At 71.1% G+C, this 22336-nt stretch carries 20 protein-coding genes and 1 riboswitch; of the genes, 8 read left to right on the top strand and 12 right to left on the bottom strand.

What is annotated here, in order from left to right; all coding sequences use genetic code 11:
* Positions 1 to 79 precede the first annotated feature (79 nt).
* The 4 genes from ORV05_RS11760 to ORV05_RS11745 form a co-directional block, all read right to left on the bottom strand.
* Positions 80 to 1072, bottom strand: a complete 993-nt coding sequence (locus tag ORV05_RS11760) for an NADPH:quinone oxidoreductase family protein (RefSeq protein WP_268758502.1) — start codon at positions 1070 to 1072, stop codon at positions 80 to 82.
* Positions 1073 to 1180: 108 nt separating this feature from the next.
* Positions 1181 to 2890, bottom strand: a complete 1710-nt coding sequence (locus ORV05_RS11755) for an AMP-binding protein (RefSeq protein ID WP_268758501.1) — start codon at positions 2888 to 2890, stop codon at positions 1181 to 1183.
* Between the two features lie 14 nt (positions 2891 to 2904).
* On the bottom strand, positions 2905 to 6126 hold the full coding sequence (locus tag ORV05_RS11750) for an acetyl-CoA carboxylase family protein (protein WP_268758500.1): 3222 nt from the start codon (positions 6124 to 6126) through the stop codon (positions 2905 to 2907).
* Between the two features lie 181 nt (positions 6127 to 6307).
* Positions 6308 to 6940, bottom strand: coding sequence for a TetR/AcrR family transcriptional regulator (locus tag ORV05_RS11745; protein ID WP_268758499.1), 633 nt, complete (start codon positions 6938 to 6940; stop codon positions 6308 to 6310).
* Positions 6941 to 7133: 193 nt separating this feature from the next.
* On the opposite strand from ORV05_RS11745, the gene ORV05_RS11740 reads away from it, so the two are divergent.
* Positions 7134 to 7679 (top strand): hypothetical protein, encoded by a 546-nt coding sequence (locus ORV05_RS11740; RefSeq protein ID WP_268758498.1) that lies wholly within the window; start codon positions 7134 to 7136, stop codon positions 7677 to 7679.
* Positions 7680 to 7775: 96 nt separating this feature from the next.
* On the opposite strand, the gene ORV05_RS11735 is transcribed toward ORV05_RS11740, so the two are convergent.
* The 4 genes from ORV05_RS11735 to ORV05_RS11720 form a co-directional block, all read right to left on the bottom strand.
* Complete coding sequence (locus ORV05_RS11735; protein ID WP_268758497.1) at positions 7776 to 8339, bottom strand: hemerythrin domain-containing protein; 564 nt, start codon at positions 8337 to 8339, stop codon at positions 7776 to 7778.
* A gap of 167 nt (positions 8340 to 8506) precedes the next feature.
* On the bottom strand, positions 8507 to 10231 hold the full coding sequence (araD, locus tag ORV05_RS11730) for an L-arabinonate dehydratase (RefSeq protein WP_268758496.1): 1725 nt from the start codon (positions 10229 to 10231) through the stop codon (positions 8507 to 8509).
* Entirely contained in the window at positions 10228 to 11130 is a 903-nt protein-coding gene (locus tag ORV05_RS11725; RefSeq protein ID WP_268758495.1) for a dihydrodipicolinate synthase family protein, read from the bottom strand. Before ORV05_RS11725 ends, araD begins: the two co-directional genes overlap by 4 nt.
* Before the next feature lie 14 nt (positions 11131 to 11144).
* A complete protein-coding gene (locus ORV05_RS11720; RefSeq protein WP_268758494.1) occupies positions 11145 to 12542 on the bottom strand; it encodes a sugar porter family MFS transporter in 1398 nt (465 codons plus the stop codon).
* A gap of 134 nt (positions 12543 to 12676) precedes the next feature.
* On the opposite strand from ORV05_RS11720, the gene ORV05_RS11715 reads away from it, so the two are divergent.
* Positions 12677 to 13336 (top strand): GntR family transcriptional regulator, encoded by a 660-nt coding sequence (locus ORV05_RS11715; protein ID WP_268758493.1) that lies wholly within the window; start codon positions 12677 to 12679, stop codon positions 13334 to 13336.
* A 19-nt stretch (positions 13337 to 13355) separates the two neighbouring features.
* Here the strand turns inward: ORV05_RS11715 and ORV05_RS11710 are convergent, their stop codons facing one another.
* Positions 13356 to 13796: a YybH family protein gene (locus ORV05_RS11710; protein ID WP_268758492.1), complete on the bottom strand. Its 441-nt coding sequence runs from the start codon at positions 13794 to 13796 to the stop codon at positions 13356 to 13358.
* A 72-nt stretch (positions 13797 to 13868) separates the two neighbouring features.
* Positions 13869 to 14438 carry an NADPH-dependent FMN reductase gene (locus tag ORV05_RS11705; protein WP_268758491.1) on the bottom strand — a complete coding sequence of 190 codons (570 nt, stop codon included), beginning with the start codon at positions 14436 to 14438 and terminating at the stop codon, positions 13869 to 13871.
* 144 nt (positions 14439 to 14582) lie between these two features.
* Here ORV05_RS11705 and sigJ point away from each other — a divergent pair, with 144 nt between their 5' ends.
* A complete protein-coding gene (gene sigJ / locus ORV05_RS11700; protein ID WP_268758490.1) occupies positions 14583 to 15527 on the top strand; it encodes an RNA polymerase sigma factor SigJ in 945 nt (314 codons plus the stop codon).
* 53 nt (positions 15528 to 15580) lie between these two features.
* Here sigJ and ORV05_RS11695 read toward each other — a convergent pair whose 3' ends face one another.
* Positions 15581 to 16021, bottom strand: a complete 441-nt coding sequence (locus tag ORV05_RS11695) for a YybH family protein (RefSeq protein WP_268758489.1) — start codon at positions 16019 to 16021, stop codon at positions 15581 to 15583.
* 155 nt (positions 16022 to 16176) lie between these two features.
* On the bottom strand, positions 16177 to 17070 hold the full coding sequence (locus ORV05_RS11690) for a LysR family transcriptional regulator (protein WP_268758488.1): 894 nt from the start codon (positions 17068 to 17070) through the stop codon (positions 16177 to 16179).
* Between the two features lie 113 nt (positions 17071 to 17183).
* Between ORV05_RS11690 and ORV05_RS11685 the strand changes: the two genes are divergently transcribed.
* The 5 genes from ORV05_RS11685 to ORV05_RS11665 all read left to right on the top strand — a co-directional run bounded on the left by ORV05_RS11685 (position 17184) and on the right by ORV05_RS11665 (position 22332).
* The gene (locus ORV05_RS11685; protein ID WP_268758487.1) at positions 17184 to 17564 is read left to right on the top strand and encodes a hypothetical protein; all 381 of its coding nucleotides are present in this window, start codon (positions 17184 to 17186) and stop codon (positions 17562 to 17564) included.
* Between the two features lie 52 nt (positions 17565 to 17616).
* Positions 17617 to 19143, top strand: a complete 1527-nt coding sequence (locus ORV05_RS11680) for a multicopper oxidase family protein (RefSeq protein WP_268759761.1) — start codon at positions 17617 to 17619, stop codon at positions 19141 to 19143.
* 149 nt (positions 19144 to 19292) lie between these two features.
* Positions 19293 to 19403: riboswitch (guanidine-I (ykkC/yxkD leader) on the top strand.
* A 51-nt stretch (positions 19404 to 19454) separates the two neighbouring features.
* The gene (locus tag ORV05_RS11675; protein ID WP_268758486.1) at positions 19455 to 20984 is read left to right on the top strand and encodes an amino acid permease; all 1530 of its coding nucleotides are present in this window, start codon (positions 19455 to 19457) and stop codon (positions 20982 to 20984) included.
* Positions 20981 to 21688, top strand: a complete 708-nt coding sequence (locus tag ORV05_RS11670; RefSeq protein ID WP_268758485.1) for an urea amidolyase associated protein UAAP1 — start codon at positions 20981 to 20983, stop codon at positions 21686 to 21688. Before ORV05_RS11675 ends, ORV05_RS11670 begins: the two co-directional genes overlap by 4 nt.
* Entirely contained in the window at positions 21685 to 22332 is a 648-nt protein-coding gene (locus ORV05_RS11665; protein WP_268758484.1) for an urea amidolyase associated protein UAAP2, read from the top strand. The genes ORV05_RS11670 and ORV05_RS11665 overlap by 4 nt, the downstream gene beginning before the upstream one ends.
* Positions 22333 to 22336 lie beyond the last annotated feature (4 nt).

Genomic DNA, 22336 nt, shown 5'->3' with positions numbered 1-22336 from the left:
CTCGACGTGTCTCCACCGGTGAGGGTCCAGGGACGCGCGCCTGAGCGGCTAGAGCCGAAAGGCTCGACCCCGCGGCCGGTCAGGGAACGACGACGAGGCGGCCGACGGTGTCACCGTCACCGAGACGCTGCAGGCCGTCCGGCAGCTCGTCCAGCGGCAGCCGCTCGCTGACGAACGGCCGGATCAGGCCGTCCTCCACCAGGCGCGTCAGCTCCCGGTGGCAGGCGGCCACCGAGGCGGGGTCGCGCTGGGAGTACAGGCCCCAGTGCAGGCCGAGGATCGAATAGTTCTTGACCAGCGCGTGGTTGAGGGCCGCGGACTGGATCTCTCCGCCGGCGAAGCCGACCACGACGATCCGGCCCTCGAACGCGACGCACTTGGTGGACCGCTGGTAGGTCTGCCCGCCCACCGGGTCGTAGATCACGTCGGCACCGCGGCCGCCGGTCTCGGCCTTGACCACCTCGACGAAGTCCTGCTCGTGCCGGTCGACGACGACGTCGGCGCCGAGTTCGCGGGCATAGGCGGCCTTCCGCGGGCCGCCCGCCACCCCGATCACCCGCGCACCGGCCGCCTTGCCGAGCTGGATCGCCGCACTCCCGACCCCGCCGGCCGCGGCGTGCACGAGCAGCGTCTCCCCGGCCTTGATGGCGGCGCGGCGGTGCAGCCCGAACCAGCCGGTCTGGTAGCCGATGAACAGCGACGCGGCCTCGGCGTCGTCAAGTCCGGCAGGTGCGGGGAAGGTCGTGGCCTCGTCCATCACGGCCAGTTCCGCGAACCCGCCGTGCGGCAGGCGGGCCCCGCCCAGCACCCGGTCGCCCACGGCGAACGAGGTCACACCCTCGCCGGTCGCCACTACCTCACCGCACAGCTCGACGCCCGGGGTGAACGGCAGCGGCGGCTTGACCTGGTACTCGCCGCGGCACATCAGCACGTCGGGGAAGTTCGCCGCCGCCCCGAGCACCCGGACCAGCAGACTGCCGGGGCCGGGTTCCGGAACTTCGATGTCCACCGCGGCCAGCGCCTCGCGCGGCTCGCCGAGCCGCGTCACCTGCCACGCCCGCATGGTCGTCATCCACACACCTCCATGTGTGCCGTGAGGGACCCCCTCACGGCGAATAGGGCCGTGAGGGGGTCCCTCACGGCAATTCGCGGCGAACCGCGGCGAAAAGTGGCGCCGTGCTCAGCCGGTCACCAGGCGCTGGGCCTTTCCGGCCAGTTCGACCTTCCGGATCTTTCCGGTGGCGGTCATGGGGAAGGCGCTGACGATCTCCACCAGCGGCACCTTGTAGGACGCCATCGCCGTGCGCGCCCACTCCCGCAGCCCGGCCGCGGTCACGGTCGCGCCGGGGCACAGGCTCACGAACGCGACGGGGACCTGTCCCTTGTCCGGGTGGCCGGCGGGCACCACGGCCACGGTGAGCACCTCGGGGTGCCGGGCCAGCAGCATCTCGACCTCGGCCGGGAACACGCTCATCCCCTTGACCTTGATCATGTCCTTGTCGCGGCCCAGGTAGTGCAGGCAGCCGTCGGCGTCCAGACGGCCGTTGTCCCCGGTGTGCAACCAGCCCTCGCGCAGCTGCTCGGCGGTGGCCTCCGGGTTGCGCCAGTACCTCGTCATCACCGACGGACTGCGCACGATGATCTCCCCCGCCACCCCGAGGGGCACCGGATCGCCCGTGTCGAACGACACCACGGCGATGTCCGTGCCCGGCACCGGGATCCCGCAGAACACCGGCTCGGCGAGCAGGTCGAAGTCGTCTCCGGCGAAACCGAACGGCGTGGTGTCGAAGGTGTGCGTCTCGGTCATGCCGTACGCGCCCTCGCGCAGCACGGAATGCGTGCCCACCGCGGCCGTCCATCGCCGGCGCACCTCGGGATCGAGCTTGCGGACGAACGACACGGCCATCGGGTCGGTCAGGCTGGACAGGTCGTAGCCGCCGAAGCCCGGCTGGTCGAGCAGTTCCAGGTAGTTCTCCACGGTGCCGACCATGGTGGTCACGCGGTGCCGCTGGATCAGCTCCAGCACCTGCGGGGCGTTCCAGCGGGGCATGAGCACCGAGGTGCCGCCGAGCACGAGCGGGTGCAGGATGCCGAGGTTCTCCCCGGCGATCCAGAAGATCGGGATGTAGCAGAGCGCGGCGAAACCGCTGTCGGCGGCGGTGCGCATGGCACCGGCGCTGGAGGCCGCCGTGTACAGCATGTGCCGCTGGGTGTGCTCGCAGCCCTTGGGCGCTCCGGTGGTGCCGCCGGTGTAGTTGAGCGCGGCGAGCGCGTCCAGGTCACCGGGCCAATCCGTGGCGGGCCCGTGGGCGGTGGCCTCGGCCCAGGCGGTCATGCCGGAGGGCACCGCGCCGTCCGGGAAGACCGGCGGGGTGGCCTCCGCGGCCATCTCGCGCGCACCGGTGACCAGCACGGTCCGCACCGGGGTCTCGTCGCGTGCCGACGCCAGTGTGGGCAGCAGCGCGTCGAGGGTGATCACCACCTCCGCCCCGCTGTCGGCCAGTTCGTGCGCCAGTTCCGCGGTCTGGAACATCGGGTTCACCGGTACGTGCACGGCGCCGAGCCGCAACGCCGCCAGCATCGCCACGACGAACTGGGGCGTGTTGGGCAGGTACACCCCGACCCGGTCCCCGGCGCGCACGCCCACCGATACGAGCCAGCCCGCCAGCCGCCGGGTGAGCTCGTCCAGCTCGCCGTAGCTGGTGGTGCGGCCTTCGAACTCGATCGCGGGCCGGTCCGGGTAGCGCCGCGCCCAGTGCGCCACGTGCTCCGGGATCGTGATCTCGCCCAGCGGGTAGACGACCTCGGAAGGCGTCCCGGCCGGGCGGACCTTCTCCTGCCGTGCCCGGACCCCGGACAGGTACGCCTCGAGCCGTTGCCGACGGTCCACGGATTCTCTCCTTCTCACCAGGTGTCCACGAACGACCGGCGCGGGCGGTGCTCCGCGGGGGACGCGGCGGGCGGCAGCGCGGCGCTCACCCAGGCCCGGGTCTCGGCCGGATCGATCACATCGTCGAGTTCGAAAACCGCCGCGGCGTTGACCGCCTTGCCGCGGTCGTAGTGCTGGGCGAGCAGGTCTTCGAAGGCCCGGCGGCGGGCCTCGGGGTCCTCGATCGCGTCCAGCTCGCGCCGGTACCCCAGGCGGACCGCCCCTTCGAGCCCCATCCCGCCCACTTCACCGGTCGGCCAGGCCAGTGTGGCCACCGGGCCGCGGAAACCACCGCCCACCATGCCCTGCGCCCCCAGCCCGTACGCCTTGCGCAGCACCACGGCCACCACCGGCACGGACAGGTTCGCGCCGACCACGAACAACCGGCTGAAATGCCGCACGGTGGCGGTCTTTTCCGCGTCCGGACCGACCATGAACCCCGGAGTGTCCACAAGGGACACCACCGGCAGCCCGTGCGCGTCGCACAGCTGCAGGAACCGGGCGAGCTTGTCCGCCGCCGGGGTGTCGATCGCGCCGCCGAGGTGGGCGGGGTTGTTCGCCACCAGGCCGACCGGCCTGCCCTCCACCCGCGCCAGCGCGGTGATCACCCCGCGGCCGAACTCCGGGCGCAGCTCCAGGACCGAATCCGCGTCGGCGATCAGGTGCACCGCCTGGCGCACGTCGTAGACGCGGACCCGGTTCTCCGGCACCACGTGCCGGAGGAGCCGCTGGTCCGCGCACGCCCACTCGTCCACCGGCCCCTGGAAGTAGGACAGGTAGCGCCGTGCCGTCCGCACCGCCTCCGCCTCGTCCTTCACCAGGATGTCCACCACGCCGTTGGGCACCTGGATCGCCACCGGGCCGACCTCCTCGGGCCGGTACCGGCCGAGCCCGCCGCCCTCGATCATCGCGGGCCCGCCCATCCCGATCGTGGCGTTCTCGGTGGCGATGATGACGTCGCAGCAGCCCAGCAGCGCGGCGTTCCCGGCGAAGCAGCGCCCGGGCGCGATGCCCACGCTGGGCACGTGCCCGCTCAGCCTCCCCATCGTGGCGAACGTCGTGACGTCCAGACCGGACGCGGTGGTGGTGTCGGTGTCGCCGGGGCGTCCGCCACCTCCTTCGGCGAAGAGCACCACCGGAATCCGCTGCCGCTCGGCCAGTTCCAGCATCCGGTCCGTCTTGCGGTGGTTGAGGTAGCCCTGCGTGCCCGCCAGCACCGTGTAGTCGTAGGACAGCACCACGCACCGGTCGCCGTTGATCCGCCCGATCCCGGTCACCATGCCGTCGGCGGGGGTGTTGACGACGAGGTCCTCCAGCGACCGGCGCTGCCGCTGGGCGGCCACGGTGAGCGCGCCGTACTCGGCGAACGTGCCCTCGTCGCACAGGTCCGCGACGTTCTCCCGCGCGGTGCGCATGCCGATGGCGTGGCGCTTGGCCACGGCCTGCGGCCGGGCCTCGTCCAGGCCGAAGCGGTGGCGTTCACGCACGGCGGCGAGGTCGGCCCTGATCTCGTCGAGGTCGTGTTCCTCGACGGTTTCCCCGAGGTCGGGCTGGACCTCGTCCGGCACCAGCCGGAGCAGGACCTCGCCCTCGGCGACGGTGTCCCCTGCCGCCACCCGCAGCTCACCCACCGTGCCGGACAGCGGCGCGGCCACCACGTGCTCCATCTTCATGGCCTCGATGACGGCGAGCGGGGCGCCCTTGTCGACGTGGCCGCCGGGGGGCACGGGGAGCGCGACGATCGTGCCCGCGAACGGCGCGGCCGGGGCGGCGGAATCCCCGGTGGGCTCCGCCCCGCTCTCCGGTGCGGCGGGGATCAGCTCGGCGAGGTGGTCGTCGACGAAGGTGGTGGTGAACGAGCCGTTCCGGAAACCGGGATGCGCGACGATCGCCCGCAGCAGGCCGAGATTGGTGGCCGGACCGCCGATCCGGAACTCGGCGAGCGCCGCACCGGCCAGTGCGGCGGCCGCGTCCAGCCCGCCCCGCGCGCTGTGGGTGACCACCTTGGCCAGCAGCGAGTCGTACCGCCCGGTCGCGACCCACCCGGCGTGGCCGTGGGTGTCCACCCGGACCCCGGGTCCGGTCGGCACCTCGAAGACCTCCACGGTGCCGGTGGCGGCCCGCGCGTTGCCCGCGGCGTCCAGTTCCTCCAGGTTGACCCGGCACTGCACGGCGACGCCACGCGGCGGCGCGATCTCCTCCTGCCGCAGCCCGAGTTCGGCCAGGGTCCGGCCCGCGGCCAGCTCCAGCTGGGCGGCCACCAGGTCCACGCCGGTCACCTCCTCGGTAACCGTGTGCTCCACCTGGATGCGCGGGTTCGCCTCGAGGAAGAACCACCGCGCCGGGTCGTCGGCGTCGACGAGGAACTCGAAGGTGCCCACGCCGCGGTAACCGACCGCGGCGGCCATGCGGCAGGCGGCCCGAAGCAGCTCCGCCCGGCGCTCGGGCGGCAGCGTCGGGCACGGCGCGATCTCCACCAGTTTCTGGTTGCGCCGCTGGACACTGCACTCCCGGTCCCACAAGTGCGCGGCCTCGATGCCGTCCGCGACCACCTGGACTTCGACGTGCCGGGCGCGCGGAAGCAGTTGTTCGACGTACACCTCGCCGTCGCCGAAGGCGCGCTCGGCCTCGGAACGGCAACGCTCGAAGGCCCACTCCAGGTCGGCGGCCCGCTCGACCGCGCGCAGGCCGCGCCCGCCCCCGCCCGCCACGGCCTTCACCATCACCGCGGCGCCCTCGCCGAGCCCGGCCAGGAAACGCTCCGCGTCGGCCAGGCTCGTCCCGGCCGGGGTGGCCGGGAGCACCGGCACCCCTTGGGCCCGCGCCAGATCGCGGGCCGCGGCCTTGTCCCCGAACAGCCCGAGCACCTCGGGCGCCGGCCCGGCGAAGACCAGCCCAGCCTTGGCGCACCGCCGGGCGAAGTCGGCGTTTTCGGACAGGAACCCGTATCCGGGGTGGACCACGGTGCAGCCGGTGCGGCCGGCCACCTCCACCAGCTGCTCGCCGTCGAGGTAACCAGCCTCGCCGGTCAGCGCGTGCGCCTGCCCCGCCAGCCGGACGTGCGCGGAATCGCGGTCGTCCGGCGTGTACACCGCCACGGTGTCCAGTCCCAGTGCCCGGGCGGCCCGGTGGATCCGCACCGCGATCTCACCGCGGTTGGCAATCAGCACCCTGGTCGAACGCGGGTGTGCGGACATGCGGGTTGTGCCTTTCTCCGTTGAAGGGCGGTGCTCGGATCCGGCACGACGTCCCGCCACACCGATTCCATACCGTCTAGTCGGTATCTAGCCTGAGGCCTGGCGGACCGGACTGTCAAGAGACGGGCCAGAGCTCCGGCGAAGTTCGGTCGGGCTCGCCCCAGGCCGGAGAGGCCGGGGTTCAGGCGCGCCCAGGCAGCAGGCTCGCCAGGAGCATCCCGGCGAACGAGTCGCCGATCTGGGCGGGCGACAGCGCGCCGCCGGGCCGGTACCAGGTGGACAGGTGGTGCACCGCGCCGAAGAAGTAGTGCGCCGCCACCTTCGGGTTGACGTCGTCCCGGAAGTCCCCCGAACGCTGCCCCTCGGTGATCAGGTCGCAGAACCGCTCGTAGTACCGCTGGCGCTCCCGCTCCACCCGCCGCTGCTTCTGCTCGCTCAACTGGTGCAGGGAACGGAAGAAGATCACCATCTCGTCGAAGTTGTCCAGGGTGCTGCCGACGACGTCGGCGGCGGCCTCGTACAGCCGCCCGGTGACCGGGCCCTCCTCCGCGGCGATCTTTTCCATCCGCGCCATCTGCAGGCGCAGCACGCTCGCATAGATTTCGAACAGGAGATCGTCCTTGGCGGCGAAGTAGTGGTACATCGCGCCCTTGGTCAGCCCCGCGGCGTCCACCACGTCCTGCACCGTGGTGCCTTCGAAACCACGCTCGGCGAACAACCGGGTGGCCGCCGCCAGCAGGCGCTGGGGCACCGTCTGCCCGGCCACCACCGAAGGCGGGCGCCCGGCCCTGCTTCGCGTCTGCTGCCGCGCCATGATTCCCACCTCGCCGCCACTCGGATCACCATCGTACGCAGCTACGGCCCGAAGAGACGATGCGCACAAAAAGCCCAGGCGGGAGGGGGTGGATTGATACCCTGGGCCGACTGCACCCGATGAGGCAGGGCAAGGTGCGTGGCCCCCCGACCGGCAATGTGCCGGCCACGCACGATTGTGAGGTTTTGTTTTCGTGCCCGCTGATTTTTCGGCCGTCATCGCGGCCACCGCACAATGGCTGTTGCGCGCATACCCGCCCGCGGGCGGGGTGTTCGACGCGGCACTGGCCGAGGCCCAGGCCCGCCAGGCCGCGACCGTCGCGGCCTGGCTGAGGTACCCGACTACCCTGGACAGCTCGCTGCTCGGCATGCTCGGCCCCGGCGGATCCGCCCGCCTGGACTGGGTTACCGGCGTGGACACCGGCATGGACACCGGCATGGACACCGCGGCCACCGAAGAGGAGACCGCCTGGCGTACCTGGGTGGACGAGGTGGTCGCCAGCTGGGCGGCCACCCTGCTCGCCGACGGGGAGCTCGCGGCCGCCGCGGTGGCCGCGGTCGCCGGTTCCGAGCACGCGGACGGCCTGGCCTTCGACTTCCGCCGCCTGACCCATCCCGACGACCGGGATCGCCAGGCCGCCGCGCTGCTCCGGCACCCGGATCTGCTCGCCCCGGTCGCGGAACTGCACCGCGACCAGCTGGACGCCCGGCTCGGCCGCCACTCCGCCGAAGCCGCCTGAACCCGAGCCGTGAGGGAACCCCTCACGGCAATCAGGGCCGCAAGGGGGTCCCGCACGGCACCGAGCGGGCCGGGGAAATCGGCGCCCGGTGCCCGGTCAGTCGGATTCGCGCCAGCCGCGCAGGGCGTCGGCCACCCGGTCGAACACCGCGATGGGCGGTCCTGCCAGCAGGTTCGCCATCTTCGACTCCCCCGCCCCCGGGTGCGGCCGGGTCGGCGCGGTCGCCTCGGCGGTGCGCAGGGCCTTCGCCATCCTCCGGAGCCGGTCCTCGGGGAGCTTCGCGCGCAGCTGCGTGAACTCCTCCTGCTCCTCGTGCGTCGCGTGGTCGATCACGTCACGGCCGAGTGCCGCGAGCTTCGTGTCGAACTCCGGGTGGTCGATGCCCATGTCGTGCAGTTCGGCGAGCGCACGCTTGGCCTCGCCCTCCTCCTTCAGGCGGGTGTCCACGATCGTCTCGCCGTTTTCGATCTCCTTGCGGGCGGTCGGGTGCACGACGATCTCTTCCGCGCTTTCGTGCACCGCGAGCAGCCGGACGAGATCCTGGAACAGATCGCGCTTCTGGTCCCCCTGCGCCTGGGTCAGCTGGCCGAACAGGCTCTTGATCTGGTTGTGCTGTTCGAGCAGCAGGTCGACGACGTTGCGGTCTTCCTTGGTGTCCACGTCTTTCACCTCGGGTGGCTGAGTAGTGGTGGTGGTCGTGGACGCGAATACCCCGCGTTCGCCGCGAGTATGCGGCGATGACGCTCAGTGCACACTCGCGAGCGGGGTGCGCCATCACCCGGCACGGATGAGACCGTCCACAAAGGATGCGGAAGGACAGCGCTGGCTCAGTGCGGGTCGGGCTCTGGATTGACGCCGGGCCGGGCCAGGAAGTCGAAGTCGCACCCCTGGTCGGCCTGTGTGATGTGGGCCGCGTAGAGCGCGCCGTACCCACGCTCGTAGCGAGGCTCGGGCGGGCGCCAGGCGGCACGGCGCCAGCGGAGTTCGGTCTCGCCGACGTCCAGCCGCAGCGTGCGCGCGGGCACGTCGAGCGTGATCGGATCCCCCGTGCGCACCAGCGCCAGTGGCCCGCCCACGAACGATTCGGGCGCGACGTGGAGCACGCACGCGCCATAGCTCGTCCCGCTCATCCGCGCGTCCGACACCCTGACCATGTCACGCACGCCCTGGGCGAGCAGGCGCTCCGGGATCGGCAGCATCCCGTACTCGGGCATGCCGGGCCCGCCCAGCGGCCCCGCCTCCCGCAGCACCAGCACCGAATCCGCGGTGATCTCCAGCGCCGGATCGTCGATCCGGCGCTTCAGGTCCCGGTAGCCGTCGAACACCACGGCCGGGCCGGTGTGCCGCAGCAGGTGCGGTTCGGCCGCGATGTGCTTGATCACCGCACCGCCGGGGGCGAGGTTTCCCCGCAGGACGGCGAGCCCGCCCTCGGCCGCCACCGGTTTCCCCGCCGGCCGGATAACGTCGTCGTTGTGCACCCTGGCGCCGTCGAGTTCCTCGCCGAGGGTCCGGCCGGTCGCCACCACGCGGCCGGTGTGCAGCAGGCCGAGCGCGGCCAGCCGGGACAGCAGCGCGCGCAGGCCGCCCGCGTAGTAGAAGTCCTCCATCAGGTACTCGCCGCCGGGGCGGATGTTCGCCAGCACCGGAACCCGGCGCGCGAGCGAGTCGAAATCGTCGAGCCCCAGCGGAATCGCGCTGCGGCCCGCCATCGCGATGAGATGGATGACCGCGTTGGTCGACCCGCCCAGGGCCAGCACGGTGGTGACCGCGTCGGCGTAGGCCTCGGCCGAAAGGATCCGCGAGATCCGCAGGTCCTCCCACACCATCCCGACGATCCTCAGCCCGGCCGCGGCCGCCATCCGGTGGTGCGCCGAGTCGACCGCCGGGATCGCCGCGGCCCCGGGCAGGCTCAGCCCGAGCGCCTCGGCGGCGGAGGTCATCGTGGAGGCCGTGCCCATCGTCATGCACGTGCCCGGGGAGCGGGCCAGCCCGGTCTCCAGCTCGGCGAGCTCGCGATCGCCGAGCAGCCCGGCCCGCCGGTCGTCCCAGTACTTCCACATGTCGGTCCCGCTGCCGAGCACTTCGTCCCGCCAGTGCCCCCGCAGCATGGGGCCGGCCGGGACGAAGATCACCGGCAGGTCCGCGCTGGCCGCCCCCATCAGCAGGGCCGGAGTGGTCTTGTCGCACCCGCCCATCAGCACCGCGCCGTCCACCGGATAGGACCGCAGGATCTCCTCGGTCTCCATCGACAGCAGGTTGCGGTAGAGCATCGGCGTCGGCTTCTGGTAGGTCTCCGACAGCGTCGCCACCGGGAACTCGACCGGATAGCCGCCCGCCTGCCACACCCCGCGCTTGACCTGTTCGGCACGCTCCCGCAGATGCATGTGGCAGGGGTTGATGTCGCTCCAGGTGTTGAGGATGGCGATCACCGGTTTTCCCAGGTGTTCCGAGGGGTTCAGCCCGAGCTGGCGCGCCCGCGTCCGGTGGCTGAAATCGCGCAGGTCCCCGCCGCCGTACCAGCGGTGGCTGCGCAGCTCGTCCGGCCCCTTCACCCCGCCATCTCCCAGGCCCTGAGGATTTCCGCGACCCGCCTCCGCTTCGCCTCGCCCAGTACGTGACTCGGGGGGCGCACGTCCCGGCGGCACACGCCGAGCTTTGCCAGGGCTTCCTTGACCACGCTGACATTGTTCTCGGAAGCGTTTTCCGACCGCAGCCCTTCGAACGGCTGGATCAGCCGCCACAACCGCCGCACGGTGTCACCGTCCCCGGCGCGCAGCGCCCCGAGTAGCCGCACCGAAAGCTGGGGCAGAACATTGCACAGTCCCGACGTGAAACCGGTGGCGCCGAGCGCGAAATACCCGGGCGCCGACGGTTCGGCCAGGCCCGCGATCCAGGTGAACTCCCCCGCCCGGCAGACGAGTTCACCGAATCGCACCGGATCGGGCACCGCGTACTTCACCGCGATCACGTTCGGCGCCGCCTCGCGCAACCGCGCGAGGTCGGTGCCGCCGATCCGCGGACTCCTCAGGTACAGCACGACCCCCAGCTCCGGCACGGCCTTCGCGACCGCCTCGTGGTACCCGACCCACCCCGCCGCCGAAACGTAGGGGTGCACCGGCTGGTGGATCATGATCGCCTGGGCACCCGCCCGCCGCGCGTGCCGCGCCCCCGCGACCGCCGCCGGGACCGGACCGCCCACACCCACGACCACGGTGGCCAGGGAGCCGACCGCCGACATCGTCACCTCGACGGCAAGGCGGGCCTCCCCGGTGGTCAGCGCGTAGAACTCGCCGGTGTTGCCGTTCGGGGTGACCACGCCGATCCCCCCGTCCACGATCCGCGCCAGCACCCTCTCCAGTGCGGCCGTGTCCACCGCACCGCGCTCGCCGAACGGGGTGACCGGAATGGCCACCACGCCGGACAGTTTCGCCGCGAGTTCGCCCAGCCCCATCGGCGCGGTCCCGGTCAGGGCGCGGCCGGGGTCGCCGGCTGCGCCGTCCCGCCGACCCGGGCCCGCAGGTCCAGCTCGATCTGTTCCAGGCTGCGTCCCTTGGTTTCCGGGACGAACTTCGCGACCAGCACGTACAGCACGACGCTGACCGCGGCGAAGATCCACGCCGAATAGGCGAGCCCGATCCCGTTGTTCATGATCGGGAAGAGGAAGGTGATGCCGAAGGTGCCCGCCCACAGCACGACACTGCTCACGCCCATGCCGACCCCGCGGGCCTTGAGCGGGAACACCTCCGACATCATCAGCCAGACGATCGCACCCCAGCCCAGTTCGTAGCCCGCGAGGTACACCATCAGCAGGACCAGCGTCGCCACCCCGGAGGCCGTGGACGAGTGCAGGGTCAGCACCGCGACGCCGAGCAGCAGCAGGGTCGCGGCCATGCACACGTTCCCGATGAGCAGCAGGGGTTTGCGCCCCCACCGGTCGACCACGAACACCACCCAGGCGGTGAAGGCGAGCTTCACCGCGCCGAGCACGATCGAGGCGAGCAGCGAGGCCGACTTGCCGAACCCGAGGTCGGTGAACATCGTCGGCGCGTAGAAGTTGACCGCGTTGTTGCCGCAGAACTGCTGCCCGATGGCCAGGATCAGCGCCACCACCAGTGCCGGGCGCACCATCGGCGTGACCAGGTCGCGCAGGCGGCCGCGCTGCCGCGCGTCGAGCCGGATCACCTCGCGGATACCGGCGATTTCGGCGTCGACGTCCACGTCACCCTGCGCGCTGCGGATGACCTGCCGCGCGGCGCCCTCCTGGCCGCGGGCGAGGAGCCATCTCGGCGTCTCCGGCAGGAAGGCCATGCCGATCATCAGCGCGAGCGCGGGCAGCAGCGCGGCGGCCAGCATCGCCCGCCAGTTCGCGGAGAACGACAGTGCCCAGTCGACGACGTAGGCGATGAGGATGCCGCCCACGATCATGATCTGGTTCAGCGAGGACATCATCCCGCGGGTCCTGGTGGGCGCCAGTTCCGCCAGGTAGGTGGGCACCGTCGCCGAGGACGCGCCGACCGCGACGCCGACCAGCGTGCGGAACACGATCAGCGTGGTCACGCCGGGGGCGAGCGCGCAGCCGAGCGTGCCGAGCGAAAACACCGCCGCCGCCAGCATGATCAGCCGGCGGCGGCCGATCCGGTCGCACAGGCGGCCGGCGAAGGCCGCGCCCACCATCGCCCCCACCGCCAGGCAGGCGCCGACGGTGCCCTGCGCGACGGAACCGAGGGACCAGATCTTCTTGATGTAGAGCAGGACTCCGGAGATGACCCCCAGGTCGTAACCGAAGAGGATGCCGCCGAGGGCACCGAAGAAGTACAGCGTCGCCCTGTTGATCTGGCGCGGCGCCGTTGCCGGGTGCTGCACGCCCCATCGCCTCGTTTCTGGTACAGGAATATGGCGTATCGCGTCTGATATATGATCGCCGTCCCAGCGCCGGTCCGACAGCGGCCGTTCGGTGTAAGATCCGATATACGACCGGACCGGACCGAGGACGCGCGATGACCGAGATGCTCAGCCTGCCCGCCTCCCGCACCGAACTGGTCCTGGAGCGCATCCGCAAGGCCATCCTGACCCGGGAGCTACTCCCCGGCCAGCCGCTGGTCGAGATGGAACTCGCGCAGCGGCTGGGCGTGTCCAAGACCCCGGTGCGGGAGGCACTCAAGCTGCTGTCCGGCTCCGGTCTTGTCACCTTCAGCCCGTACAAGGGCGCTTCCGTCAGCGTCGTCGACGAGGACCTCGCACGTCAGGTCTACGACGTGCGGCTGCTCCTGGAACCCGAAGCCGTCCGGCGGACGGTGTCCTCCGGCGAGCCCACCTGCCTCACGGAGGCCGCCGAGGTGCTGGAGGCCGCGTCCGGCGCGCTCGCCGAGGGCGACCACGCCGAACTCAGCCTGCTCAACCGCCGCTTCCACCGCGCGCTCTACGCCGGTTGCGGAAACCCCCTCATGGTGCGGATCCTCGACGACGTGCGCGACCGCGCCGCCCTGATCAGCGTGACCGGCTGGGAGGTCACCCCGAGCGCCAAGCGGGAACTCGACGAGCACCGGGCGGTGCTGCGGGCGGCGAAGGCGGGCAAGGCCGACCGCGCGGCCGAACTCCTGCACAAGCACATCGCCGCCTTCCTCGACCGCCTCGTCACCGCCCTCGCCCGGCAGTAGCCTCCTCTCCCGCGGTCCGTCAGGGCTCGAGGTCGGTCATTCCCTTGCCGCTGGCCATATCGAACGGCACGGAAGCCTGGTCGTGCACGATCAGCCACTCATCGTCGATCTTGCGGAAGCAGAAGGTGGCCCGGACCCACATGCCGCTCGCCGCCGTCCCGTTCCGCAGCGTGCCGCTGAGCCGGCCGAAGCAGTGTCCGAATGCGACGTTCTCGTCCACGGTGAGCGCCAGGTCGCGAACCTCGTAATCCACTTCCTGGAAGAACGTGAACGCATTCATCCAGTTCTTCAGTTTCGCCTCCACCCCGACGTGCTGCAGCGGCGGCTCGACGTCGAAGGACACGACGTCCGGTGCGTAAAGCCGCCTCAGGCCCTCGAGATCCTTGGCCCGAATTCCCTCGACTATCCTCTCGATCCGCCGCCTGATCGTGGCTTCGTCCACCTCGCGTTGCGCTGGCATCGCTACTCGTTCCCTTCCTTCGGCGTGAAATCACGGCTTCTCACTGATACGACAACGCAGCATCTCGTGATGTCAGGCGACGGCTGCCGGAGAAGCGGCTCGCAGCGGCGCGAGGGCGGCGCTCCAGGCGACCACCTGGTCCAACAGCATGTCCAGTGCGGCGACGTTGTAGTCACCCGGTTTGAAGATGGTGTGGTTCTCGAACTCGGTCAGCAGGGACAGGGTGACCTGCGGGGCCACATCGGCCATCCGCAGCGCTCCGCAGATCAGCCGCAACTGCTCGACCGCTCGGGCGCCGCCCACGCCGCCGTAGGAGACGAACCCGGCCGCCTTGTCGTGCCACTCCGCGTGGAGGTAGTCGATGGCGTTCTTGAGCACTCCGGGGATGGAGTGGTTGTACTCGGGAGTGACCATCACGAACCCGTCGAACGCGGCGATGGTGTCCGCCCAGGCCCTGGTGTGCTCGCGCTGATACCGGCCCGGCACCGGCTCGTCCAGGTGCGGCAACGGGTGGTCGAGCAGGTCGATCACCTCGAACTCGGCATCCGTGCGGCGCGCCGCCCGGTCATGGACCCACTGGGCGACCTGGTCGCCCTTGCGTCCGGGGCGGGTGCTGCCCAGGACGATTCCGATCTTGATCATGGTTCTCCTTCACGCTGGTGAGCTTCGCCGAGTAGTACGACGAGACGGCCCACCGGAATGTCAGGGACGCGACGGCCTGACAATCGCGTGCGCTGGCTCGTCGGACCGGCGAGGACAGAACCGACCCAGGGAGCATCCGAAACCATGACCCCCCACTCCGCGCCCGGACACGACCGGTCCGACGCAGGCCTGAGCGCGATCATCGGCGAGCGACGTCAACTGATCAGTCTCGCCTACCGGCTCCTCGGCTCCCTGGCCGAAGCCGAAGACACCGTGCAGGAGACCTACGCCCGCTGGTACGCCATGTCCCAGCAGCAGCGGGATGCCATCGAGTCGCCCGGGGCCTGGCTGACGACGGTCGCCAGTCGCATCTGTCTGGACCTGCTCGGCTCGGCGCGGGCCCGGCGCGAGCGCTACGTGGGCGAATGGATCCCCGAGCCGCTGCCCGGCCACACCGAGTGGATCAGCGGAAGGCCGGGAATCACCCCGGCCGACCCCGCCGACCCGGCTGACCGGGTCACCTTGGACGAATCGGTCGGCATGGCCTTCCTCGTCGCACTCGAATCGTTGACCCCGGCCCAACGCGTCGCGCTCATCCTCCACGATGTCTTCCGCTACTCGTTCGCCGAGATCGCCGAGATCACCGGCCGCACCCCGGCGGCATGCCGCGAACTGGCCTCCTCGGCTCGCCGTCGCGTCCGCACCTCCCGGCCGCACGCGGCACCGGCAGCCGACCAGGCCGGCCTGGTCAGGAACTTCAAAAAGGCGTGGGAAGCCAAGGACATCGACACTCTGGTCGGCCTCCTCGACCCCGGCGCCACCTTCACCGCGGACGGCGGCGGCCTGGTCAGCACCGCGCTCCACCCGATCGGAGGCGGCGAGCGGATCGCGCGGTACCTCCTCGACATCGCCGCCAGGACGCCCGACGAACTGACGATTCTGGAGCACGCGGTCAACGGCCAGCCCGGCTTGCTGGTCCAGCGAGAGGGCGTCCCCGTTTCGGTGTACGCGTTCGACGTCGCGGACGACCGGATCGCGCACATCTGGGTCGTCCGCAATCCCGACAAGCTGCGCCCCTGGATGGGCTGACGTTTCGTGGGGCGGCGGTGCCGAAGCCGGCGCCGCCGCCCCGAGATCCGTGATCAGGCAGTCTGATCCTTCTCCGTGGGGAGCCAGACCTGCAGGTTCTCCGGGTTGAACGGAATCGAGACGTGTTCGTGCGTGATCAGCCATTCCCCGTTCGACCGTCGGAGGCACACCGTCTCCCGCACCCAGATCGACGACTGGAGCCCGCCCTCGCGGTTTCCCGAGTCCAGGTGAAGCATGTTCGCGAACGCGACATCTCCGTTCGCCACGACGGTCATGTCGTGCGTTTCCAGGGTGATGGGACCGTCGTAGCCGTCGAACCACCGGATGAAGTTGCGGCGTACTTCTTCGGTCCCGGTGAACCGGAGCGGGGGAACGACATCGTAGTAGACGATGCCGGGAGCGTAGTGCTCCATGAGCCGATCGATGTCCTTGGACTGCATGGCGTCGATGCGCCTTTCCAGGAATGCCCGGACTTCGGAATCGTGGGTGGTCATCGCGTTCTCCCTTCGGGAATGCCGACCGCGACCAGTTCCGCTGGTGACGGTTTTCGCGGTCTCGGTACCCCGACGACGCAGCCCGCTGGAATGCAAGGAGGCACGAGCGCGTCACCGATGTCGTACTCCGCAGCCGTCGTCGCCTACCTCGGTCGTCACGTGTCCCGGGGTTCGCCTGTGGTCCAGTCCCAATCGGTGATCGTGGTGCGCATCAGGCGGGCCGCGGCCGACAGGTGGCTGTCGGCGCCCCAGTAGAGGGTGAGCCTGCGGCGGCAGTCGGGGCTGGCCACGGCGATCCAGACGAGCGGAGCCCGGGTGGCCGTCTGCCGGGCGAAGGCGGGGACGAGACCGATGCCGAGCCCCGCGCCGATCAGGTCGGCGATGGCGCTGAGCTCGTCGACTTCGCAGACGATCTTCGGTGTCAGGTCTCGTGCGCCAAAGAGCCGATCGAGCAGGCGCCGTTGCCAGTGCCCCTTGCGGGCGGTGACGAACGCCTGGCCGGCGAGCTCCTCGACGCTCACCGACGTACGGCCCGCCAGTGGGTGACCGGGGGGCGTGGCCACCCCCACCGCCTCGTCGAGCAGCTGCACCTGCTCCAGGCCCTCGGCCCGGATCGGCTGGGAGGCGACGCACAGATCGACGTCGTGGGCTCGAAGGCGGCGGGCCATGTCCTCGGCAGGCGACCAGTGGAGTTCGACTTCGACGGAGGGATGAGCGCGCTTGTACGCCGCCAGCGGCCCGGTGAGGGTGAGAAAGGTCTCCGATGCCAGCCGCACGGTGCGCACACCCTCGCTGGTGGCCTCGGCGACGGCTCGCCTGCCCGCTTCGAGCTCGCCCAGGGAGCGTTCGACGTAACCGCGGAAGAGCTTCCCCGCCTCGTTCAGCCGGAGACGGCCGCCCCGGTCGAACAGCGGCGTGCCGAGCTCGCTCTCCAGACGGGCGATGGTGCGGCTCAGTGACGGCTGGGCAACGCGGAGCTCGTCGGCGGCGCGGCTGAGGTGCTCCAGTCGCGCCACCACCAGGAACTGGTTGAGCGAGTTCAGATCCATCGCCCCTCATATCCGTCAGCACATAACGAGATAGCAATATTGATCTTAGACAGGATAACTCTGCAGTCATACCTTCGGGAGGTGGATCAAGAACGGAGTGAGGAGGAGGCCTGATGGTCACCGGAGGGGTGATGCGGGCCCTGGTCACCGCGCACCTGGTCGCGATCTTCGGCCAGCCCGTGTTCGCCGGCATGTACCTTGGCGGTGACTTCGACGGCCTGCGCTGGCATGCGGCCGGCGCGAACGTCGTCACCTCCCTCGGCTACCTGCAGCTGATCGCGGCGATCGTGGTCTGGGTCCGGCTGCGTCAGGCCTGGCCGTTGTTCGCCACGCTGGCCGTGGTGGCGGCCGAGACGGTGCAGTACTTCGCCGGGTTGGACGGGACGCTGTGGCTGCACCTCCCGCTGGGCGTGTCGACCATCGCCGGGCTCGTCGTGCTGTTCATCGCCGTCTGGCGGCGGCCGGCCCACCGTCAGGAGGCCGGCCGTGCGTGAGCCGAACCTGAACCGGCGCCAGGTGCTGGGCATCGGCGGAGCGCTCGGGCTGATGGCGGTCACCGGGCTGTCGGCCGCGGCCGCGCTGTCACGCCGAGTACCGGTCACCGGTGCCGAATTGGCCAGCGCACTGCCGCTGCCGCCCGCGTTCGAAGTGCCGTTGCCGCTTCCGTCCGTGCTGAAGCCGGTCACCACCTCGGGCGGTGTCGATCGGTACGAGATCAGCCAGCGTGAGGTGTCCCTGGAGATCCTGCCCGGTGTCAGGACTCCGATGTGGACCTACCACGGCACCTTCCCGGGCCCGACGATCGAGGCGCGCCGCGGCAGGCCGATCACCGTGACGCACCGCAACGAACTGCCCGTGCCGACCGTCGTGCACCTGCACGGTGGACGGAACACGCCGGACTCCGACGGATACCCGACCGACCTCGTCCTGCCCGACGGCTGGCCCGCCCCCGCCCACCCGATGCACGGCATGGCGGGAATGACCGATCCGCGGGCGGTGGTGACCAGGCTGACGCGGGACTACACGTTCCCGATGGACCAGCGGCCCGCGCTGCTCTGGTATCACGACCACCGGATGGACTTCACCGCCCCCGCGATCTGGCGGGGACTCGCCGGGCTGCAGATCGTGCGCGACGACGCCGAGGACTCGCTCGGCCTGCCCGCCGGGCCACGCGAGCTGCCGCTCGCGATCACCGACCGCGCGTTCGACGCCGACGGCGGCCTCCGCTACCCCGCTCTCGACCCCACCCTGCGGGAGCAGCCGGGTGTCCACGAGGCCTACCTAGCCGGAGTGCTCGGCGACGTGATCCTGGTCAACGGCGCCCCGTGGCCCGTGCACGAAGTCGACGCGGTCCGGCACCGGCTGCGCGTCCTGAACGCCTCCAACGCCCGGCACTACGAGCTCGAAGCGGTCACCGACGACGGGCGCCGGCTCGATCTCGTCCAGGTCGGCGCCGACCAGGGACTGCTCGAGGCGCCGGTCACCCACCAGTTTCTGCCGATCGCGCCCGCCGAACGCTACGACGTGGTCATCGACTTCGCCGGCGTCCCGGTCGGCAGCCTGGTCCGGATCGTCAACCGGCTCGGCTCCGGCCGCACCCGCGACGTGATGGCCTTCCGGGTGGCACGCAAGGCCGCCGACGACAGCCGCGTCCCCCGCACCCTGTCCACCGATCTGCCGACCTGGCGACGGTCGGACGCCGTGCGGGTGCGCGACTTCTCCTTCCGGGCCGGGCGGGTTCACGGCGGTCACGGATGGCTGATCGGCGGGCTGCCGTTCGACCCGGCCCGCCCCGATGTCACCGTCCGTCTCGGCGACGTCGAGGTGTGGCGGCTGGTCGCCGACGTCCATCACCCCGTCCACCTGCACCTGGCCGGGTTCCGGGTGCTCTCACGCGGCGGGAAGCAGCCGCTCCCCCACGACGCGGGCCTCAAGGACACCGTCTCGCTGCGACCGGGCGAATCGGCCGAGATCATCACCCGCTTCGACGGCTACCGCGGCCGCTACCTCTTCCACTGCCACAACGCCGAACACGAAGACATGGGCATGATGGCCAACCTCGAGATCGTCTGATCCCCCTGGTGACCGGTGAGGGAGCCCGGGCGTGTGAACGCGGCGTAACCGCGAGCGGCGCGAGATCGCCGGAGCGGATACGTCGCGTTAACGGCATCGACCCGATCGTGACACGGCCGGGAGGTGCACTGTTCCCGACCCGCCGCGCGGCGGGGCGCGTCTAGGGTTCCGCCACCCACGGGTGGGCCTGGTCCGAGAGACGCAGGCGGTCCGCTCCGGAAGGCGGAACCGTTCCACGGCGGGAGAAAAGCCCGGGAGGCCATCACGGCCCGGGCTGCGTGCGTGGTCCGGGATCCGATCCGGAGGTGGGTATGTCCGTCACACCAGCGCATCCCCGGACAGAGCCGCGCGGCGATGCGGGCGACCTGTCCGGATTCGGCTACGGCCAGCAGCTGCGCCGCAAGATCGGCTCCTATGGCTCCTTCGCCGCCGGGTTCTCCTTCGTCTCCATCCTGACCACGGTCTTCCAGCTGTTCTCCTTCGGCTTCTCCTTCGCCGGTCCCGCCTTCGTCTGGACCTGGCCGATCGTGCTCGGCGGGCAGCTGCTGGTCGCGCTCTGCTTCGCCGAACTGGCCGCGCGCTACCCCATTTCCGGGGCGATCTACCAGTGGGCGAGCAGGCTCGGCGGGCGCGTGTGGGGCTGGACCGCGGGCTGGCTGATGATCGTGGCCCAGGTGGTGACGCTCGCGGGTGCCGCGATCGCGCTGCAGGTGGTGCTCCCGCCGGTGTGGTCCGGTTTCCAGTTCGTGGGCGGGGATTCGTCGCTGACCAGCGTCACCGGCGCGGCCAACGCGGTGGTGCTCGGCGTGCTGCTGCTCGGCCTGACCACCACGATCAACGCGATCGGGGTCCGCCTGATGTCGGTGGTCAACAGCGTCGGCGTCACGTGCGAACTCGTCGGGGTAGCGCTGCTGTGCGTCGCGCTGTTCTCCCACGCCGAGCGCGGCCCCGGGGTGGTGCTGCGGACGCAGGGCGTCGGCGGACACGGCTACCTGTGGGCGTTCGTCGTGTCCGGGCTCATGGCCTCCTACGTGCTCGTCGGGTTCGACAGCGCGGGTGAGCTGTCGGAGGAGACCCGCGACCCGCGCCGCACGACGCCGCGGACGATCCTGCGCGCGGTGCTGGTGTCCGGTCTCGGCGGCGCGCTGATGCTGCTGGCGACGGTGATGTCGGCGGCAAGCGTCGACGACGGCAGCCTCGGCGACCCGGCGCGCGGCCTGCCGTACGTGCTGACCAGCCGGCTCGGCGACACGCTCGGCCGGGCGTTCCTGGTGGACGTGGCGATCGCGGTGACGGTGTGCACCCTCGCCATCCAGACCGCCGCCACCCGCATGGTGTTCTCGATGGCCCGCGACCGGGTGCTGCCGTTCGCGGACGGCCTGGCGAAGGTCGATCCGCGCACCGGAACGCCCGTGCGGGCCTCGGTGCTCGTCGGCGTGCTCGCCGCCGCGCTGCTGCTGGTCAACGCCGGCAACGCGGCACTGTTCACCACGCTCGCCAGCGTCTGCATCATGCTGCTGTACCTGGCCTACCTGATGGTGACCCTGCCGCTGCTCGTCCGCCGCCTGCGCGGGCGGCTCCCCGCGGCGGACGGGCTGTTCGGGCTCGGCCGCTGGGGTGTGGTGGTCAACGTGCTCGCGGTGGTCTGGGGCGCGGTGATGGCGGTGAACCTCGGCTGGCCGCGCGCCGAGGTCTTCGACCCGCAGGGCGGTCACACCTACCTCCAGTGGTTCGCGCCGCTGTTCCTCGGTGGCGCCCTTCTCGTCGGCGCACTGGCGTACGCGGTGCAGGCGCGCCGGTCCGCGGCCGCCCCGGTGCTGGCCCTGGGTGGTGCGGAATGAGCGAAGTGCTGCTGTCCCACGAGATTCCCGGGGGCGCCGCGTGGTCGGTGCTCGTCCGTGCCGGGCGTGAACTGCGCCTGACCGCGGTGGAGGCGGGTGCGAACTGTTCCACCCTGCTGTTCGCCGCGCACCACCCGGTGGACCGGCTCAACGTGCCGGACACGCTGAAGGCGCAGATGAGTGCGCGGATCCGGCCGCCGATGGTGCTCATGTCCGACCGCGGCACCGCACTGTGTTCGGTCACCGGATCCTCTTTGGACTGGCACGATGCCCTGTGCGGGCACTCCTGCGACGCGCACGTCGCCAGGTTCGGCCCATCGGCGTACACCAGCGACCGCAACCAGTGGCGCCGGTCGGCGCGCGCGGGGCTGCTCAGCGAGCTGCGCAAGCACGGCCGGGGCCCGGCGGACCTGCATGCCTGCGTCAACTTCTTCAGCAAGGCCGCCACTTCCGATGACCCCAAGGGATCACTCGCGTTCGTCCCCGGGCACGCCGCGGACGGCGACTGGGTGAGCCTGCGCGCGGAACTCGACCTGCTGGTCGTGCTGTCCACCGCGCCGCATCCCCTCGACCCGCGGTGGGCACCCGCGCCCGTCCGCGCCGAGGTGAGTGCCGCCCCGCCCGCGGGTGAGGACGATCCTTCCTGGACTTTCCGCGCGGAGAGCGCGCGGGCGCTGCGAGCCGCACGGGAGGTGCTGGCATGACCGAGACGCTTCTGCCCGTCGTCGAGAGCGAACTGGACCCGGCCGCCGCCGACCTGGACGTCACGGTGGCCGACGGCGACGGCCACCTGGCCACCGTCCCGGCGGGCGGCCGCCTCCGGATCGTCGACCTGCACGGCAACCAGGCCGTGGACACGCTGTGCTACGACGCCGCCGACCTCGACAACCGCTACAGCGCCATGGACACCGTCCGCGAGCAGGGAGCGGTGTATCTGACCGCCGGTTCCCGCCTGCTGTCGGTGAACCTCGACGTGCTCGCCACGATCACCGCGGACACCTGCGGGCGCCACGACACCCTCGGTGGCGCCTGCGCACAGGAGTCCAATGTGGTCCGCTACGGCGAGCACACGCGGCACCAGCACGCCTGCCGCGAGACGTTCCTGCGGTACGGCGCGCGAGTCGGGATCGGCGCGCAGCAACTCGGGCACAACATCAACTTCTTCATGAACGTGCCGCTGACCGCCGAGGGCGGACTGACCTTCGAGGACGGCCTTTCCGCTCCGGGCAAGTACGTGGAGATCCGCGCGGAGCGCGAGCTGTACGTGCTGATCAGCAACTGCCCGCAGCTCAACAACCCGTGCAACGGCTGGGATCCCACGCCGGTTCGCCTGCTGGGCTGGTGGTAGGCCG

The organism is Amycolatopsis cynarae, from assembly GCF_026802195.1.
Lineage (GTDB): Bacteria > Actinomycetota > Actinomycetes > Mycobacteriales > Pseudonocardiaceae > Amycolatopsis_E > Amycolatopsis_E rhizosphaerae.
Note: the sequence above shows the minus strand (reverse complement) of the source record. Positions and strands in the feature narration are given on the sequence as shown.

Coding starts and splice junctions, on each gene's coding strand:
- ORV05_RS11685 (WP_268758487.1), top strand. CDS start 17,184: ATGGTCACCGGAGGGGTGATGCGGGCCCTGGTCACCGCGCACCTGGTC.
- ORV05_RS11760 (WP_268758502.1), bottom strand. CDS start 1,072: ATGACGACCATGCGGGCGTGGCAGGTGACGCGGCTCGGCGAGCCGCGC.
- ORV05_RS11725 (WP_268758495.1), bottom strand. CDS start 11,130: ATGGGGCTGGGCGAACTCGCGGCGAAACTGTCCGGCGTGGTGGCCATT.
- ORV05_RS11665 (WP_268758484.1), top strand. CDS start 21,685: ATGACCGAGACGCTTCTGCCCGTCGTCGAGAGCGAACTGGACCCGGCC.
- ORV05_RS11670 (WP_268758485.1), top strand. CDS start 20,981: ATGAGCGAAGTGCTGCTGTCCCACGAGATTCCCGGGGGCGCCGCGTGG.
- sigJ (WP_268758490.1), top strand. CDS start 14,583: ATGACCCCCCACTCCGCGCCCGGACACGACCGGTCCGACGCAGGCCTG.
- ORV05_RS11690 (WP_268758488.1), bottom strand. CDS start 17,070: ATGGATCTGAACTCGCTCAACCAGTTCCTGGTGGTGGCGCGACTGGAG.
- ORV05_RS11695 (WP_268758489.1), bottom strand. CDS start 16,021: ATGACCACCCACGATTCCGAAGTCCGGGCATTCCTGGAAAGGCGCATC.
- ORV05_RS11705 (WP_268758491.1), bottom strand. CDS start 14,438: ATGATCAAGATCGGAATCGTCCTGGGCAGCACCCGCCCCGGACGCAAG.
- ORV05_RS11715 (WP_268758493.1), top strand. CDS start 12,677: ATGACCGAGATGCTCAGCCTGCCCGCCTCCCGCACCGAACTGGTCCTG.
- ORV05_RS11710 (WP_268758492.1), bottom strand. CDS start 13,796: ATGCCAGCGCAACGCGAGGTGGACGAAGCCACGATCAGGCGGCGGATC.
- ORV05_RS11675 (WP_268758486.1), top strand. CDS start 19,455: ATGTCCGTCACACCAGCGCATCCCCGGACAGAGCCGCGCGGCGATGCG.
- ORV05_RS11745 (WP_268758499.1), bottom strand. CDS start 6,940: ATGGCGCGGCAGCAGACGCGAAGCAGGGCCGGGCGCCCGCCTTCGGTG.
- ORV05_RS11750 (WP_268758500.1), bottom strand. CDS start 6,126: ATGTCCGCACACCCGCGTTCGACCAGGGTGCTGATTGCCAACCGCGGT.
- ORV05_RS11680 (WP_268759761.1), top strand. CDS start 17,617: ATGGCGGTCACCGGGCTGTCGGCCGCGGCCGCGCTGTCACGCCGAGTA.